This window comes from Phycisphaeraceae bacterium, from assembly GCA_019636655.1.
Classification (GTDB): domain Bacteria; phylum Planctomycetota; class Phycisphaerae; order Phycisphaerales; family UBA1924; genus JAHBXB01.
In genome coordinates this window covers 1,138,743-1,155,049 of record JAHBXB010000001.1, presented here as the reverse complement: position 1 = coordinate 1,155,049, position 16,307 = coordinate 1,138,743, and the positions used below count along the sequence as shown (strand labels likewise).

Below are 16,307 nucleotides of genomic sequence, written 5' to 3'. Positions count from 1 at the left end.
CTTATCCTAACGCCTGACGGCCCGGATGGTCTGGCCGTGCGTGACCGGGGGAGGGGGTCGGAGGCGATCCATGCAGTCCATCGGTTCAATCGGCGTCATCGGGGCGGGTCAGATGGGCGGCGGCATCGCGCAGGTCGCGGCGGTCGCGAGGTTCAAGGTGATGGTCTTCGACGCCGCCGCTGGAGCGGTCGGCCGCTGCAAGGAGGGCCACTCGAAGCGGCTGGCCCGGGATGTCGAGAAGGGCAAGATGACCCAGGCGCAGGCAACCGAATCGCTGGGCCGGCTGCAGTACGTGACGACTCTCGAGGAACTCAAGGGCGCGGACGTCGTGATCGAGGCAATCGTCGAGGACGCGAAGGTCAAGCGGGACCTGTTTGCAACCCTGGCGAAGATGTTCACCGGCGGTCAGATCCTGGCGAGCAACACCTCGTCGATCAGCATCACCGAGATCGCCGCGGCGGCCGGCGCGGCGGCGGACCGGGTGATCGGGATGCACTTTTTCAACCCCGTGCCGGTGATGAAGCTGGTCGAGGTGATCAAGGGTCTGCAGACGAGCAAGGAGACGACGGAGCGCACGATCGCCCTGGCCACGCAAATGGGCAAGACGCCCATCCCCGCGAACGACCGCCCCGGCTTCGTGAGCAACCGCGTGCTGATGCCACTGATCAACGAGGCGTTCTACGCCTGGATGGAAGGCGTCGCGGAGCCGCAGCACATCGACGAGATCATGAAACTCGGCTGTGCGCACCCGATGGGCCCGCTGCGGCTGGCGGACTTCATCGGCCTTGACACGTGCGTGCACATCATGAACGTGCTCGCCGACGGCTTGAACAACGACCGCTACCGCGCGTGCCCCCTGCTCAAGCAGCTCGTGGTCGCCGGGCGGCTGGGCGACAAGACCGGCCGCGGGGTCTACGAGTACCCGCAGAAGTAGTGCGGGGTTCCCGGCTCACGGCCAGAAAACAAGCACGGCGGCGACGACGGCGAGCTTGATCGCGACAAGCGTCGCGACGGGTTTTAGCAGCCTCCATCCGCCCAGCGCGCCGACCACGCCGGTCTTGAAGACGTTGTTGGACGCCGCCGCGAGGATGATCGCCCGCCACGCCGTGCCCGGCTCGATCTGGCCCTCGGACACCAGCCGCGATGACGAGAGTGTGATCGCGTCCATGTCGGTCAGGCCCGAGACGAGAGCGACGGCGTAGAGGCCCTTGTCGCCGAGGGTGTGCTTGGCCGCGGCGACCGCCAGCAGCACGGCGGCGTAGATGCCGCCGAAGACCAGCGCGGACTTGAGTTCGGTCGGGTTCTTCTGATCGCCGAGGCCGTCGGTGCCGTTGCGAGTGCGCCTCCAGGCGACCACGGCGAGGATGACCGAGGTCAGGGCAACGGTCAGGACCGGGCCCGCCGCGTGCGGCAGGAGGGAGGGTGCGGTGACACCGATCTCGACGAGCACCCGGCCGTAGACAACCGTGCCGGCGATCATGATGATCGCTACGGCCGCGGGCACCGCCTTGGGATTCTCCGCCGCCCGGCGGGAGTAACTAACGGTGGTCGCGGTGCTGGAGATGAGCCCGCCGAGGATCCCCGCCAGCGGCAGCCCCGCGGTTTCGCCGATGAAACGGTAGACGAGGTACCCGCCGAGGCTCATGCCGACGACAAGCACGACCATGAGCCAGATGTTGTGCGGGTTGAGGACGTCGAAGGGGCCGAACGTCTCGTTGGGAAGCACCGGGAGGATGATCAGGGTGATCAGCGCGAACTGCATGATCGCGCGGACGTCCTGGTCGCCGAGTTTGGCGACGACGCCGTGGAGCACCGGTTTGGCGTTGAGCAGGATGGCGATCCCCGCGCCGATCGCGATGGCCACTTCGCGGTGGCCCGAGGGCACCAGGGCGCCGACGCCGAAGGTCGCGAGCATGGCGATCTCGGTCGTCACGCCCGGCGAGCCGCGGCCCTCGCGGAGCGCGAAGAGGTTGCCGATCGCGGCCGTCGCGGTCACGCCCAGCAGCCCCGCGGCGACGGCCCAGCCGCCGGTGAGCGACGTCAGCATCGCGCACAACGAGCCGAAAATGGCGATGAGCGCGAACGTGCGGATACCGCCGAGGCGGGGCTTGGTCCGTTCCCGCTGCATCCCGATGAGCAGCCCGAGCCCAAGCGAGATGAGAAGGTTCCAGAAATCGTTCGCGAAGTCGGGCATCAAGGGTCAAGCGTACAACAGCCGGAGGAGGGGGACGCAACCCGTTCGGGACATGGACGTATCAGGGGAGGGGTTACCGAGGCGAGCAACATGAGCACCACGCGGCGGCGTTGGTACAGGCCCAGGAATGTCGCCGGGATGATCGGCGTGGCGCTGGCGGTGGTCGCCAGCGTCACGGTGTACCGGGCCGTCACCGCACAGCCGGGGCGTTCGGTCGACTACGGCGCGAAGATGGTCGAGATCTGCGAGGCGGCCCAGATGGCGACGGCGGGCAAGGAGAACGCGTGGCCGCTGTTCATCGAGATCGCGCGGCTGCGGGACACCTTGCGCAATGAGATCGGCAAGGCCGCCGGTGAGGCGCCTGCCGGGTGGCCCCAAAAGTACGCATTCCCGTTTGATTTCATGGCAATCCTGGACCCAAGTGCGCCGCCCGAAGTGGTGGAGTCGTCGCTCGACGCCATGGCCTACATGAAGCAGCGGGGCCTCTTCGACAAGCTCGCGCTGCTGGCTCAGGGCGAACGGTTCATCCTGCCAGAGTACGAGGGCGAGTTGATCCAGGTGCTTCTGCCAGAGTTGGGATCGGCCAGGGACCTTGCGAGGATGAACGTCGCGAGGATGGCGATCGCCAACCGCACAGGTGACCGGGCGGAGCGACTCGCGGCGTTCGAGCAGAACCTGGTCATGGTGCGGGCTCTCGCCTCCCAGCCGATCCTGATCAGTCGGCTCACTGGCGCCGCTATCTCGGCGCTCACGCTGGGGGAACTGAAATCGGAAATGATGTCGACGAGGTTCTCGGCGGATGAACTGGCCGAGATCCTCGGTGTGATGGATCGTCAACTTGGGGCCGTCCCGCCGCTGTCGGTGGTGCTCAACGGCGAGCGGCTCTTCTCCCTCGACACGATCCAGTGGACCCACACCGACAACGGGCACGGCGACGGGACGCTGATCTATTCCAAACTCGATGGGCTGCAGAACCCGTCGCCGGCGGCCCCTGGAATGGCCAGGCTCACGTCTCACCCGATCGTCAATGTCATGGGCCTCCTGTACCCGTCCAAGGCCGATTCGACCGCGAAGGCGAACGAGTTCTTTGACAACGCCGCTGTCCTGGCGGATCTCCCACGATCGAAGCGTGCGGCGCACCCGTTCAGGATCGATGCGTTTGCCGACAATCTTCCCCGCGGCTACGTGCTTCTCAAACTGCTGCTGCCCGCGATCGATCGGACGATCTCGTCCAACGACATCTTCCTCGCCGAAGTAGCCGGGGTCCGGGCCATGGTCGCCGTGGAGATGTACCGGGCCCGCCATGGCCAATTGCCACTGACACTCGACGCTCTGGTCCCGGAGATCCTGCCGTCGCTGCCGATCGATCCCTTCAGCGGCTCACCGTTCGGCTACCGACTGGTCGATGATCCCGCGAGCGATCGGTTCGGCCGCGGCTACCTGCTGTACAGCGTGGGCCTCGACGGCGAGGACGACCAGGGGACAGCGAGCAAGGGCGCGAACTTTGATGCCCTGCGAACAGAGGGCAAGGGGTCGGACTACATCATCAACACGCCGCCGTGAAGCCCGTTCGCTGGCACGTATCATGGACTGGGGAAGAGAGGCGGAGGCAGAGCAGCGGTGACGATGCGAGATCGCTGGTACCGGCCGAGGAATATCGCCGCCGCGGTTGTCGTGGCAATCGTGTTGATTGTCGTTGTCGCGGCGTGCTGGGCCTACACGGCGCAGCCGGGGCGATCGGTCGACTACGGGGCAAGGATGGTCGAGATCAGCGAGGCGGCCCAGGCGGCGACGGAGGGCAAGGAAAACGCGTGGCCGCTGCTCATGGAAATCGCTCAACTGCGAAACACGCTGAACGATGAGATTGCCAAGGCAGCGTATCCGCCAGACTTTTTGTCGACCACAGACCCGGCCTCGCCGCCCGAAGTGCTGGAGTCGTCGATTGATGCCATGGCGTACATGAAGCAGTGCGGCCTTTTCGACAAACTCGCGCAGCTCGCCCGGAGCGAGCGATTCGTCCAACCCAAGCACGATGGAGACTTGCTCGAGTCGATCACGCTGGATTTCGGTCCCCTCCGCGACATCGCGAAGATGAACGTCGCGCGGATGCACCTCGCAAACCGCGCAGGCGATCGGGCTGAGAGGCTTGCCGCGTTCGAGCAGAACCTGGTCATAGTGCGGGCGCTTGCTTCGCAGCCGATCATGGTCAGCCGGCTCGTTGGCATTTCCATCGCGTCGCTTACGCTGGGTGAACTGAGGTCCGAGATGACATCGGCACGGTTCTCGGCGGATGAACTGGCCGAACTCCTCGATGCAATGGACCACCACCTCGGGCCTGTTCCGCCGCTGTCGGTGATGCTCAACGGGGAGCGGCTCCTCTCCCTCGACACGATCCAGTGGACCCACACCGACAACGGGCACGGCGACGGAACGATGATCTACTCCAAGGTGGGCGGGATGTTGATCCCGGCAGTTCCGCGGACCGGTTGGCTGGGATCTCACCGGATCGTCAATGTCATTGGCCTGTTGTATCCGTCCAAGGCCGACTCGACAGCGAAGGTAAACGAGTTCTTTGACAATGCGATGGTGTCGGCGGACCTTCCGCGGTCGCAGCGGGACGCGCACCCGTTCAAGGTCGGCGCGTTTGTCGACAACCTCCCAGGCCGCTACGTCTTGGTCAAGAACCTGCTTGCGAGCATCGATCTCGTGATCGCCGCGAACGACATGTATCTCACTGACATCGCCGGGGTCCGCACGATGATCGCGGTCGAGATGTACCGGGCCAGGTACGGCCGATTGCCACAGACACTCAGCGCTCTGGTCCCGGAGATCCTGCCGTCGCTGCCGATTGATCCCTTCAGCGGCGCACCGTTCGGCTACCGACTGGTCGATGATCCCGCGAGCGATCGGTTCGGCCGCGGCTACCTGCTGTACAGCGTGGGCCTCGATGGTCAGGACGACCGGGGAACGCCTAGCACCCGAGCGAATACCGAGGCCTTGAAGAGCGGGGGCGAAGGGTCGGACTACATCATCAATACGCGGCCGTGACGGCCACCGCCAGCGTGGCGAGCTCGACGCCCGGGGGTTGTGACCCGGAGCCTGTGCACTTGCGCCGTGTGCTAGAGTGGAGCGTCGCCGACCCCGGCGAGCAGCGGGGCGGCGCCCACGGGCCCGCAGCGGGAGCCCGGACGCTGCGTGCCCGGCATCCCTCGTTGCCTGACGGGCGAGGAGGCCCCGAGCGTGAACATCTACGTCGGAAACCTGCCCTTCCGGATGACCGATGCGGAACTCCAGGCTCTTTTCGCGCCCTTCGGAACGGTCGCCTCGGCCCGCATCGTGATGGATCGTGAGACCGGCCGGTCGCGCGGGTTCGGGTTTGTCGAGATGCCCAGCCCCGATGAGGGGATGAAGGCGATCGAGGCGCTCAACGGGCAGGACCACGGCGGGAGGGCGCTGACCGTCAACGAGGCCAAGCCCAAGGGGCCGCGTCAGGGCGGCGGGGGTAGGGCCTGGTGAGTGGGGGGCCCTCCCTTCCCCCGCCGTGCGCGCAGTAGACTGGGGCCATGAACCTCGTCCGCACAGATCACGGCGTGGCGGTGGACACGGGCGCCGGCGACCCGGTCCTGCTCCGGTATGTTCTGGCCATCGGCCGCAACTACGCGGAGCACGCCAAGGAACTCGGCAACGCCGTGCCCGATCGTCCCGTTGTCTTCACCAAGAGCCCGTTCAGCCTCGGTTTGAGCGGCGAAGAGATCATTATCCCGCGCATCTGCCAGGACCAGGAGCAGGTGGACTACGAGGCGGAACTCGCGGTGGTCATCGGCACTTCCGTGCGTGATGTGCCGATCGCCGCGGCGCTCTCGCATGTGCTCGGCTACTGCTGCGCGAACGATGTGAGCGCCCGCTGGTGGCAGAAGTCCGGCTCGGGGGGGCAGTGGTGCCGCGGCAAGTCGTTCGACACCTTCTGCCCGCTGGGGCCGACGGTGGTGCCGGCGAGCGAGGTGCCGGATCCACAGTCGCTCCGCATCCGGTGCCGCGTCAACGGCGAGACGCGGCAGGACGCCACCACGCGGTCGATGATCTTCTCGGTCGCGGCGCTGATCAGCGAACTCTCGCAGGGGATGACGCTCGGCCGCGGCACGGTGGTCCTGACCGGAACCCCTGCCGGCGTCGGGACGGGGATGACGCCGCCGGTCTTCCTGCGCCACGGCGACCGGGTCGAAGTGGAGATCGAGCACCTGGGCGTGCTCTCCAGCCGCGTGACAGTGGAATGACACCCGTGCCGTTGCAATGAAAAAGGAACCCTGCGCCGCATGGCGAGGGCCCCCGAGAGTGATCGTGCTGGAGGATTAGGCTCGCCGGCGGCGACGGGCGCCGAGGAGCATCAGGCCGCCCACCACGGCGGCGCTGCCGGGAGCGGGGAGGAGCACATCGGTCGTGTCGGTATCGTCACGGAACCAGAACGTCTGGCCGTAGGCGAAGGCGCCGTCGTTCCAGACGATGTACTCCTTCTGGAACATGTCGCCGAGGTTGGTCGGCGAGGCCCAGGGGAGCGCCTCGTACGCCGCGATCGGCGCCGGGGCGGTGGAGAGCCCGTCCGAGTACTCGACGCCCGCCAGGCCCTCGTTGCTGCCGGGAGAGGACGGCGACGAGTTGTTGTCGAACAGCGAGTACGAGGTGGTCAGGTCGATCAAGACCTGCTTGATGAACATTGAGGGCGCGAGGTTGTCGAGCACCCAGAAGTCGTGGTAGCTGTGGCCGTACAGCGACAGGCGGAACGAATCGCTCAGGTAGGCCTCGCCCGAGTCGGGGCCGTTGGCTACCCAGATGGTGGTCAGGCTCGGCCCCGGCACGAGGCCATCGGGTGTCATGATCTGAAAGTCAACGGTCACCCTGGCACCGGCAAGATCGTTGCCGTACGCCGCGGAGTTGATGACATCCGCCCTCGAGGTGGCCCCCAAGGCCGCTGAGGCGATCAACCCGACTACTGCTGCGCGTTTCTGCCCTCGCATCGCTCTCCTGCCTTTCCGGCGGCTCCACCCGCCCCGGTCCACGTGTCGGTGCGCCAACGCGATGCAAGAGCAACGCGGGGGCAACACAACAACAACGCCGGTGCATCTCTCGATCTCGACTCCAGACGATCCGGGCAGGCACGGCACGGATCTCACTTTGAGTGTATATCCCCGCTGGGGCTCAGCAAGGTGATTCGCCCACAAGTCCAGTATTTTCCCGTAGTTGCGCGAGCCAGTCTGGGGCGCCGAACGTCCCAGAATTGACGCGGCCCGATGCGGGGAAACCGCACCGGGCCGCGATCGCAGCGTTATAGGACTCACTTGAGGACTCGCGGGTTCCCCCGCGGCGGCTACTTGTCCTGGTCCGGGATCCCCATGCCCGACCGGTCGGGGTAGGCAGGTCGCTTGGGCTTCACGAACGGGCGCTCGCTGAGTTCCTTGAGCATCTGCGCCACGCCGGCATCCAGCTGCGGATCGGCGCCCGAGGCCATCTTGCCCGGGTCGTCGAAGACCTGGATGTCAGGGTCCACTCCGTGGCCCTCGATGCCCCAGGTGCTGTTGAGCTTGTAGTAGCCGAAGGTGGGCACGGTGATGGTGCCGCCGTCGATCAGGCCGGGGTTGCCGCTGATCCCGACGAGCCCGCCCCAGGTCCGGAGCCCGATGAGCTTGCCCAGGCCGCGGGCCTTGAAGTACGCCGGGAACGCATCCCCGCCCGACCCGGCCCTGCCGTTGATCAGCATGCACTTGGGCCCGAAGTGGGCGTCATTGGGCCAGGGCCAGTCGTTCCCATCGCGCCGGGCCCAGTAGTTGCTCGCGGGGCGGTTGAGCAGTTCGATGAAGCGGGTGGGGATCTGCCCGCCGCCGTTCCAGCGGTCGTCGATGATGAGCGCATCCATCATCCGCTGGCCGTAGAACTGCCGGACGAGTTCGTTCTGACCGTTGACGCCCGTGTCCGGGACGTGGATGTACCCGACCTTGCCGCCGGAGGCCTCGAACACGTGCTGGCGGTTCTGCTCGACCCAACTGCGGTACCGGATCGCGGCCTCGTTCGAGATCGGCTTGACGACCACATCCCGCGCCGTGTCGTCGATCGCCGCGTTCTCACTGACGGTGATGACGACGGTCCTGCCCGCTGTTCCGACCAGCGCCGCCCACGGGTCCTTGGCGGTGTCGACGGGCTCGCCGTCGACGGCGAGCAGGAAATCGCCGACTTTGACGCCCAGCCCAGGCTCGGCGAGCGGACCCCTGGAATCGATGTCCCACGGCGCCCCGCCGTAGATGCGGCTGATGCGGTACGCGGTCGCCCCGTCCTTCTGCCCGAGCTCGAAGTCGCAGCCCAGCAGGCCCGTCGGCGTCCGCGGCTCGTCCTCCGTGTCGCCCAGCGAGGTGACGTACGCGTGGCCGACGTTGAGTTCCGAGATCAGCTCGCCGATGACGTAGCCGACGTCCTGGCGCGACGCACAGTCGTCGATCATCGGCCCGTAGTGGTCACGCATTTTCGGCCAGTTCACGCCGTGCATGTTGGGGTCGTAAAAGAAGTCCCGCTCCAGCCGCCACGCATCCGCAAAGATCTGGTTCCACTCGGCCCGGGGGTCGACCGCCGAGAGCATGCCGCCGGTGACCACCGGCTTGCTCAGGTCCTGCCCCGCAGCGGGATCGATCACGGCCATGGTCTTGCCGCCCTTGTAGGCGAGCAGTTTCTTGCCGTCGGCGCTCAGGTCGAAGGCGCCCACGCCCGCAACGACGGTCTTCTCTTCCTTCTTCTCCGCACCGGGGTCGAAGATCATGACCGACGGGTCGCCGCTGATGCCTCGGGGCGTGCGGCGGACGTAGACAAGCTTGCCCGAATCGCTGACCCCGATCCCGCCGAACACCCCGGCCGGAACGGGGACCTTGATGCACCGCCCCTCGAAGCCATCGAGGTCGATGGTGATGGGCTCCTTCTTCTTCTCGTCCTTCTTCTTGTCCTTGTCGTCCTCCTTGCCCTCGTCCTTCTTCTCTTCGCCGCCCTTCGCATCGCCGGCGGGCTGGTCGCCGTTCGCGGCTCCATCGTCCTTCTTCCCCTCGTCGTCCTTCTTCTTGCCGTCACCGTCCTTGTCGCCCTTCTTGTCCTTCTTCTCCTTGTCCTTGGAATCGTCGGAATCGTTCTTGGGGGCGAAGGGCGACTTCACATCCGCCCGCAGCGGGGCCGCAGCCAGGATCTGCGTGCCCGCGTACACGAACGACGCATCGGTCTCCCCGTAGATCGGAGACTCAAACTCCCGCGTCGTGCGGAAGTAGAGCATCTCGCCCTTGCGGTCGAACGCCGGTCCGTCGGAGTCGAACATCGGGCTGGTGACGCGGGTTTTCTCCCCCGATGCCACGTTGTAGAGCCACATGCACCCCTGGGCGTTCTCATCATCCGCCCGGGCGTACGCGAGCCACGCCGAGTCGTGCGACCACGAGGTGGACATGCGGTTCGCCCACGGATCGGTGTCGATCTGCTTGAGCTCGCCCGACTCGACGGTGCACAGCCACAGCCCGCCGGCCTTGTCGGTGAACGTGATCAGCTTCGAGTCCGGCGACCAGACCGGGTTGTACCGGAAGCCAGGCCCCAGGTCCGTCAGTTTGCGGGCCTCGCCGCGCCCGCTGGCGGGCATCACCCAGAGTTCGTACTCCCCCGTGCGATCGGAGAAGTAGGCGATCGACTTCCCGTCCGGCGACCACGACGGATCCCGCTCGAAGATGTTGTCCGTGCGGGTCAGGTTCTGGACGGCGCCCTCCCTGGCGGGGTTGGACCAGAGGTCGCCGCGGGCCTCGATCGCGACGCGTTTTCCGCCCGGCGAGAGGCTCGCGCCGCGGATGGTGTCCGCCGCATCGACGTTCCGCTGACGCAGCGTGGGCCGGTCCCCAGGGATCGCGATATCGACGCTCGCGACCTGCCGCGTCCCGAGGTCCAGCAGGCGGATCTGCGAACCGAGTTGGAACACGATCTCGCCCTGCCCGCCGTTGCCCGGGCCGATCGACGGCCACCGCACATCGTCGTCGGCGAAGGTCGTGACCTGCTCGTTCTTCCCCGTCTTGGTGTCGTACTTCCAGATGTTCAGCCGGTGCTGCGGCCCGGCGTCGCTGAGGTAGTACACATCCGTGCCGTGCCACATCGGCAGCGTGTCGGTCCCCTCCCAGTCGGTGATCCGCTTCGATTCGTGCGTCTTCAGGTTGACCAGCCACAGGTCGGTCGCCATCCCGCCGCGGTACCGCTTCCACGTGCGGTTGTCGATCGAGTACGGCGTCATCGCGAGCCACTGGCCGTCGTCGCTGATCGCCGCGAACCCGCTGTACGGCACCCCGACCTGCTCGGGCAATCCGCCCGTCGGAGGAACGGTGAAGAGCTGCGTCTGGCGCGACAGCCCGGCCACGCCGTTGGTGAGAAACAGCACCTTGCCGTCGGGCGTCCACCCGCACAGCTCCTCCCCCGCAGGGTGGTGGGTCACGCGCGTGGCGATGCCGCCCGCGGCGGGCACGGTGTAGATATCCCGGTTGCCGTCGTAGTTGCCGATGAACGCGAGCGTCGCCCCGTCCGGGCTGAACTTGGGGTACATCTCCATCCCCGGCGGACCGGCGAGCGGCGTCGCCGTGCCGCCGGAGCGGGGCACGAGCCAGACGTCGTTGGCGTAGACGAACGCGATGTGCGTCGCGCTGACCGCCGGGAACCGCAGCATCGTGGCGTGAGGGTGGATCGCCCCCGGTTGGCGCACCGCCGCGCCGTCGGGCTTCTCGGCGGATCCCTGGCGGCTTGGCGCCGGCGACGCGGTGCACGAGGCGGTCAGCATCGCCGCCGCCATGGGCCCGACCCAGACCCCCGCTCGCACCGCACCTCGCATCGCACCGCGGATCACACGTAGTTTCGACATGGCACTTCCTCTTGCTCGACCTGCCCCGCCCGCGCCTGCGGGCCTGAATCGGGCAGGATACCGTCTACACCCGGCGGGGACCGGGGGTTTCAGTTTTCCCGGACACGCATGGCCAAGGCGGGCAAGAAACTCAAAAAACGGCAGGACCCGATGATCGAGAACCGTCGCGCCCGGTTCGACTACTTCATCCACGACACACTCGAATGCGGGGTGGTGCTCGTCGGATCGGAGGTCAAGTCCGTCCGCGACGGCAAGGTCTCGCTGGCCGAGGGATACGTGCGCGCCACCGACGAGCCGCCCGATCTGGTGCTCTACTCGATCAACATCGCCGAGTTTCCCCCCGCCGGCGCGCAGCAGCACCGGCCCGTGCGGCCCCGCCGGCTCCTGGCCCACAAGCGCGAGATCCTGCGCCTTGCCAAGGAAACGTCCAAGCGCGGGATGACGCTCGTCCCCCTGAAGATGTACTTCAAGAACGGCTTCGCCAAGGTGCTCGTCGGCGTCGCCGAGGGCAAGGCGCGGCACGACAAGCGGCAGTCGATCGCCGAGCGCGAATCGCGGCGCGACATCGACCGCGCGATGTCAAAGCGGGTCTAGGCCCGGGGGCGAAGGACGGCTCGCCGCCCATCGCGCGCTAGACCCCGACCCGCTTCGGATCCAATGCCTCTCTTCCAGCGGAGCATCGCGGCCGCCACACACCGGCCGCGGAGAGATATCGGCCCGAAATCCGGTCGGGTTCAGCGGCTGTGCCGTATCGAGGAAGGCTGTGCCTAGATTCCGCCGCCCCGGTTGCGGAAGCCGCGGGCAACACGCAACTTGTGACGCGCCCGCTCACGCTCCAGCCGAACCTTCGCAACGGCCGCCTGATCGGATGGGTCCGCCCTGCGAGCCTCGGCCTCGGCGAGCTCGGCCTGGGCCGTGCTCTCGGACATCTTCTCGGCTGGGATCGCCTTGGTCGCCAGGATCGTCAGCGTGTTGCCCGCCATGCGGATGAAGCCGCCCTCGACGTAGAACGAGCGGCTCCCACCCTTCGAGTCGCCCTGATCGGGGAAATCCAGCCGCATCTCCCCGGCGCCCAGTTTGGCGACGATCGGAGCCCGGTTCGGCAGGATCCCCATCGAGCCGTCCCACGCCGGCAGCACCGCAGCGGTCGCGGCCTGGTCGAACACCTTGGCCTCGGGCGTGATCAGACGGCACTCGAAGTTCTTCTGGGCCATGTCGAGCCGACTCCTGAAAGACCCCGAACTGAAAGAGCCGGATTCGGGGCCCCAAGTCTACGCCGTTACCCCCCGCCGGGGCGGCGGCGTTCCGCGGTGGATTCCCGTAGCCTGTCGGCGTGTCGAGCCGTGCCGCAATTGCCATCGGGGTGCTCGTGCTGGTCCTGATCGGGGCCGTGGCGCTGCGCCTCGGCGTCGGCGGATCGCTGGATTCGCTCCCCGAGGCCGCCCGCGGCCAAGTCTGGATCCTCCGCGAGCAGCGGGCCCTCGCCGCGATCGTCGTCGGCATGTCCCTCGCGATCGGCGGCGTCATGCTGCAGTCGCTCCTGCGCAACCCGCTCGCCTCCCCGGACCTGCTCGGCCTGAGTTCCGGCGCGGCGCTCGCGGTGATGCTCGCGATGTACCTCGCGGCGACGTGGACGGGATCGTCGACCGAGTCGGCCCCGTACTCGGTCGCCGGATGGCACGCCGGTCCGGCCCTGCTCGGGTCGATCGCCGCCCTCGCACTGGTGTACGCCCTCTCCCAGCGCCGGGGGCTCGTCGACCCGCCGACGCTCGTGCTCATCGGCGTCATCGTCTCCATCATGTGCGGCGCGGCAACGATGCTGCTGCAGCACCTCATGCCCGACCGCGGCATCGGCGCCGCCCGCCTGCTCATGGGCGCGATCTCCGACGATGTCACGTGGCCGCAACTCGCCGCGGTGGGGGGGATCGCGGTCATCGGCCTCGGCGCCGGCCTCTGGGCGGGCCCGGCGATGGACGCGGCGGCCATGGGCGACGACGAGGCCGTCTCCGTCGGTGTCCCCCTGTCGCGACTGCGCCTGGCGCTGTTCATCCTCGCCGGCGCCATGACTGCGGGGGCGGTCGTGATCGCGGGCCCGATCGGATTCGTCGGGCTCATCTGCCCGCACCTGGCCCGCCTGCTGACCGGCCGCCGCGGCGCTTCGGCCGGCCACCGCGTGCTGGTCCTCGCCTCGGCGCTCCTGGGCGCTTCGCTGATTGTCGCTGCCGATGCGCTGGTCAAGTCGCTGGACCTGGCGTCCGGGCGCCTGCCCATCGGCGTGCTGACCGCGCTGCTGGGCGGTCCGGCGTTCATCGTGCTGCTGCGCCGGACCCGGGCGATGGCCTGAGCCGTGCGGGGCCCAGCGGCAGGTCGGGCGGATGCGTCACCTACCGTCGTGCATGCCGCAACCCGCCGGGCGCGTGCGATCTCTTGATGTCTTCCGCGGCGCGACCGTCGCGGCGATGCTGCTGGTCAACAACCCCGGTTCGTTCGAGCACACCTTCCCGCCTCTCGCGCACGCCGACTGGAACGGCTGGACGCTCGCCGACCTGGTCTTCCCGTTCTTCCTGTTCATCATGGGGGCCGCGATCGCGTTCTCACGCCGCCTCGCCGGCGCCGGGCGGAGCGCCGCGACACGCGTGGTTCTCCAGCGCGCGGCGATCATCATCGCGCTGGGGCTGTTCATCTCGGCCTTCCCCCGCTTCGAACTCTCGTCGCTCCGGTATCTCGGTGTGCTGCAGCGCATCGGCATCTGCTACGCCGCGGTTGCGCTGGGCGCCCTGTGGCTCTCGCCGGGGGTTCAACTCGGTCTGGCGTTCGCCCTGCTCGTGGCGTACCAGGCCGTGCTGCTGCTGGTGTCACCGCCGGGCTCGGTCGCGCCGGACCTCTCGGTGGCCGGCAACCTGGTCGGCTCTGTTGACCGCATTGTCCTTGGACAGGCGCACATGCTCGGGCAGCAGCCATTCGATCCCGAGGGGCTCCTCTCGACGATCCCCGCGATCGCGACAACCTGCCTCGGCCTTGTCGCGGGGTTGGCCCTGCGGGCTTCCGTGTCGCCGGGCATCGCACCCCGTGTACGGCGGACGCTGGGTCGGCGCGTGCTCGCATCGGGCATGATGCTCGCCCTCGCCGGGCTCGGACTCGGCCGCTTCGGCGGGATCCCGATCAACAAGCAGCTCTGGACACCGGCGTACGTGCTCTTCACCGGCGGCCTCGCGGCGGTCGTGCTCGTCGCGTGCTCCGCGCTCCTCGACCGAGCGCCGGATCGCGAGCCACCTCAACAGGGCTCTGACCAGCCTTCTGCGCCCCGCACCGGCGCGTTCACCATCCTCGGCCGCAACGCCATCCTCATCTACGTCGGTTCCCTGCTCCTCGCCAAGGTCCTCACGAAACTACCGGTCACGTTCCGCGGCGAGAAGACAACCCCGCAGCAGGTCCTGTACGAGCACCTCCTGCTGCCACGAATGCCCTCATCGCTCACGATCGGCCCGGAGATCGCGTCGCTGCTCTATGCCGCGGTTGTCACCGCCGCGTGGTTCGCTGTCGCCTGGCTGCTGCACCGCCGGCGAATCTACCTTCGGGTGTGATCGCCTGGTTTGGCGGGGTTGCCCAGGGTCAGCATCGGCTCCGGCGCCGGGTCCGCGGCGATGTGCGCTCCGTTCCCTTCGCCCTCCAGGCGCACCAGCTCCCCGGCCCGCACTTCCCTTCTCTTCTTCTTGCGGATGAGCCGGATGTTGCGGGCGTAGATCACCAGCCCGGATGCCTGCCCCAGGATCCCCACAGGATCCTGTCGCCACACGAAGTAGGCAAACAACAGCACCGCTCCCAGCAGGCTGAACCACCAGAACGACTCCGTGATGACGCTCTCCCGCCGCCGCTCGCTGACGAGCCACTGCAGCACCATCCGCCCCGAGAACGCCAGCTGCCCCCCGAGCCCGATGCACACCCACACGACGTTCACCCACGACGTGATGTTCAGCAGGCGAAACAGCCAGTTCGTCCGCGGCTGCATCGCCTCGGCCACGATCTCGGGATCGAGCACCCGCTCCGCCAGTTCCCGGCTCATGACCTCGCCGCCCGCGGTCGAGTCGCCGATCAGCACGCGAAACGTGAACTCGCCGGTCTTCGGATCCCGCACCGCCTCCAGAACGCCGCGCTTGTGCCCGATCCGCACGTCCTGCGTCATCGCCCCATCGCGGAGCGCGACCCGCGGCTGGCTCGGCGGGCCGAACGCGATCCACAGCCCCAGCGCCAGCACGATCGCCATCAGCGCCGCCGGCTCCCACTTCACGCGCCGACCCTCTGGGCCCCGACCCCGGCCGGGCTGCGCACCTCGACCATGCCGTTCGCGGAATCGGCCTCGATCTGCCCGCCGCGCCCGATCTCCGCCGACTCCACAGGCCGCCGCCGGCCGCGCATCCACCGCACTGCGAAGCAGTCGATCAGCCCCGGGATCGCGCGCTTGGTGATCCCGAAGCCGTACTTGGTCGTCCCGGCCATTCGCGCCCGGTGGTTCACCGGCATCTCGACCACCGTGTACCCCATGTGCCGCGCCGACACCGGGATGAACCGGTGCATCCCCTTGAACTCCAGCGGCAGCCTCACGGCGATCTCACGCTTCATCACCCGCAGCGAGCACCCGGTATCACGGATCGTGTCCCCCAGCAGCATCCTCCGGAACACGCGCCCCACGACGGACCCGACCCTCCGCACCGCGTTGTCGCGCCTCGCGTGCGAGCGGTCGCCCTGCACCATGTCCGCCCCTTCGCGCCGCAGCAGGTCGAGCATCTTGGGGAAGTCCGCCGGGTTGTTCTGCAGGTCGGCGTCGAGTGTTCCGATCAGCCGGCCGCGGCACGCGCGGAACCCCGCGTGAAACGCCGCCGATTGCCCGTTCCCCGACCCCGCGGGGGTCTGGGTCATCGCCACGCAGCGCAGCCACGGGCGGGATCGCATCAGGTCCACCAGCCGCAGGCGCGTGGAGTCGGTCGACCCGTCGTCCACGACCACGAGTTCGAAGGGGATTCCAAGGGGCTCCAGGCTCCGCGCCACCTCATCCGCCAGCGCGGCGACATTGTCCTCCTCGTTGTGCGCCGGGGCGACAACGCTCAGTTCGATCTCCGGCAGGGCTTTGGCGTCCGATCCCATGGACCGAAAGTGTAGACGCCGGGCCTCTCTGGGCCGCGAGATTCCCCCTCTCCGGACGCTTCAATC

General features: G+C 67.8%; 14 protein-coding genes. 8 read left to right on the top strand and 6 right to left on the bottom strand.

Translation table 11 applies throughout. The features are described 5' to 3' along the window. Window positions 1-70 precede the first annotated feature (70 nt). Window positions 71-934, top strand: a complete 864-nt coding sequence (locus tag KF745_04890; GenBank protein ID MBX3357746.1) for a 3-hydroxybutyryl-CoA dehydrogenase — start codon at window positions 71-73, stop codon at window positions 932-934. Between the two features lie 15 nt (window positions 935-949). On the opposite strand, the gene KF745_04885 is transcribed toward KF745_04890, so the two are convergent. Then, a complete protein-coding gene (locus KF745_04885) occupies window positions 950-2,194 on the bottom strand; it encodes an MgtC/SapB family protein (GenBank protein ID MBX3357745.1) in 1,245 nt (414 codons plus the stop codon). Between the two features lie 90 nt (window positions 2,195-2,284). Here KF745_04885 and KF745_04880 point away from each other — a divergent pair, with 90 nt between their 5' ends. From KF745_04880 to KF745_04865, 4 genes are all read left to right on the top strand, one after another. Beyond that, window positions 2,285-3,757: a hypothetical protein gene (locus KF745_04880; protein MBX3357744.1), complete on the top strand. Its 1,473-nt coding sequence runs from the start codon at window positions 2,285-2,287 to the stop codon at window positions 3,755-3,757. A gap of 57 nt (window positions 3,758-3,814) precedes the next feature. After that, window positions 3,815-5,242, top strand: a complete 1,428-nt coding sequence (locus KF745_04875; protein MBX3357743.1) for a hypothetical protein — start codon at window positions 3,815-3,817, stop codon at window positions 5,240-5,242. Between the two features lie 147 nt (window positions 5,243-5,389). Further along, window positions 5,390-5,710 (top strand): RNA-binding protein, encoded by a 321-nt coding sequence (locus KF745_04870; GenBank protein MBX3357742.1) that lies wholly within the window; start codon window positions 5,390-5,392, stop codon window positions 5,708-5,710. A gap of 47 nt (window positions 5,711-5,757) precedes the next feature. Next, the gene (locus KF745_04865; GenBank protein ID MBX3357741.1) at window positions 5,758-6,468 is read left to right on the top strand and encodes a fumarylacetoacetate hydrolase family protein; all 711 of its coding nucleotides are present in this window, start codon (window positions 5,758-5,760) and stop codon (window positions 6,466-6,468) included. Between the two features lie 75 nt (window positions 6,469-6,543). On the opposite strand, the gene KF745_04860 is transcribed toward KF745_04865, so the two are convergent. Both KF745_04860 and KF745_04855 read right to left on the bottom strand, forming a co-directional pair. Further along, entirely contained in the window at window positions 6,544-7,173 is a 630-nt protein-coding gene (locus KF745_04860; protein ID MBX3357740.1) for a hypothetical protein, read from the bottom strand. 383 nt (window positions 7,174-7,556) lie between these two features. Continuing rightward, window positions 7,557-11,099 carry a PDZ domain-containing protein gene (locus tag KF745_04855; GenBank protein ID MBX3357739.1) on the bottom strand — a complete coding sequence of 1,181 codons (3,543 nt, stop codon included), beginning with the start codon at window positions 11,097-11,099 and terminating at the stop codon, window positions 7,557-7,559. Window positions 11,100-11,207: 108 nt separating this feature from the next. On the opposite strand from KF745_04855, the gene smpB reads away from it, so the two are divergent. Next, window positions 11,208-11,693: an SsrA-binding protein SmpB gene (smpB, locus tag KF745_04850; GenBank protein MBX3357738.1), complete on the top strand. Its 486-nt coding sequence runs from the start codon at window positions 11,208-11,210 to the stop codon at window positions 11,691-11,693. A 173-nt stretch (window positions 11,694-11,866) separates the two neighbouring features. Here the strand turns inward: smpB and atpC are convergent, their stop codons facing one another. Next, a complete protein-coding gene (gene atpC, locus KF745_04845) occupies window positions 11,867-12,313 on the bottom strand; it encodes an ATP synthase F1 subunit epsilon (protein MBX3357737.1) in 447 nt (148 codons plus the stop codon). Between the two features lie 119 nt (window positions 12,314-12,432). On the opposite strand from atpC, the gene KF745_04840 reads away from it, so the two are divergent. Both KF745_04840 and KF745_04835 read left to right on the top strand, forming a co-directional pair. Next, window positions 12,433-13,443: an iron ABC transporter permease gene (locus KF745_04840; protein MBX3357736.1), complete on the top strand. Its 1,011-nt coding sequence runs from the start codon at window positions 12,433-12,435 to the stop codon at window positions 13,441-13,443. Between the two features lie 52 nt (window positions 13,444-13,495). Continuing rightward, window positions 13,496-14,683 (top strand): DUF5009 domain-containing protein, encoded by a 1,188-nt coding sequence (locus KF745_04835; protein MBX3357735.1) that lies wholly within the window; start codon window positions 13,496-13,498, stop codon window positions 14,681-14,683. Here the strand turns inward: KF745_04835 and KF745_04830 are convergent. Next, entirely contained in the window at window positions 14,668-15,387 is a 720-nt protein-coding gene (locus tag KF745_04830; GenBank protein ID MBX3357734.1) for a lipid-A-disaccharide synthase N-terminal domain-containing protein, read from the bottom strand. The two genes, KF745_04835 and KF745_04830, sit on opposite strands and share 16 nt — an antisense overlap. Continuing rightward, on the bottom strand, window positions 15,384-16,241 hold the full coding sequence (locus tag KF745_04825) for a glycosyltransferase (GenBank protein MBX3357733.1): 858 nt from the start codon (window positions 16,239-16,241) through the stop codon (window positions 15,384-15,386). Before KF745_04825 ends, KF745_04830 begins: the two co-directional genes overlap by 4 nt. Between the last annotated feature and the right edge of the window lie 66 nt (window positions 16,242-16,307).

Excerpts from the sequence above, each read along its gene's own strand:
- KF745_04865 (MBX3357741.1), top strand. The coding sequence starts at position 5,758 with ATGAACCTCGTCCGCACAGATCACGGCGTGGCGGTGGACACGGGCGCC.
- atpC (MBX3357737.1), bottom strand. The coding sequence starts at position 12,313 with ATGGCCCAGAAGAACTTCGAGTGCCGTCTGATCACGCCCGAGGCCAAG.
- smpB (MBX3357738.1), top strand. The coding sequence starts at position 11,208 with ATGGCCAAGGCGGGCAAGAAACTCAAAAAACGGCAGGACCCGATGATC.
- KF745_04855 (MBX3357739.1), bottom strand. The coding sequence starts at position 11,099 with ATGTCGAAACTACGTGTGATCCGCGGTGCGATGCGAGGTGCGGTGCGA.
- KF745_04825 (MBX3357733.1), bottom strand. The coding sequence starts at position 16,241 with ATGGGATCGGACGCCAAAGCCCTGCCGGAGATCGAACTGAGCGTTGTC.
- KF745_04835 (MBX3357735.1), top strand. The coding sequence starts at position 13,496 with ATGCCGCAACCCGCCGGGCGCGTGCGATCTCTTGATGTCTTCCGCGGC.
- KF745_04890 (MBX3357746.1), top strand. The coding sequence starts at position 71 with ATGCAGTCCATCGGTTCAATCGGCGTCATCGGGGCGGGTCAGATGGGC.
- KF745_04880 (MBX3357744.1), top strand. The coding sequence starts at position 2,285 with ATGAGCACCACGCGGCGGCGTTGGTACAGGCCCAGGAATGTCGCCGGG.
- KF745_04885 (MBX3357745.1), bottom strand. The coding sequence starts at position 2,194 with ATGCCCGACTTCGCGAACGATTTCTGGAACCTTCTCATCTCGCTTGGG.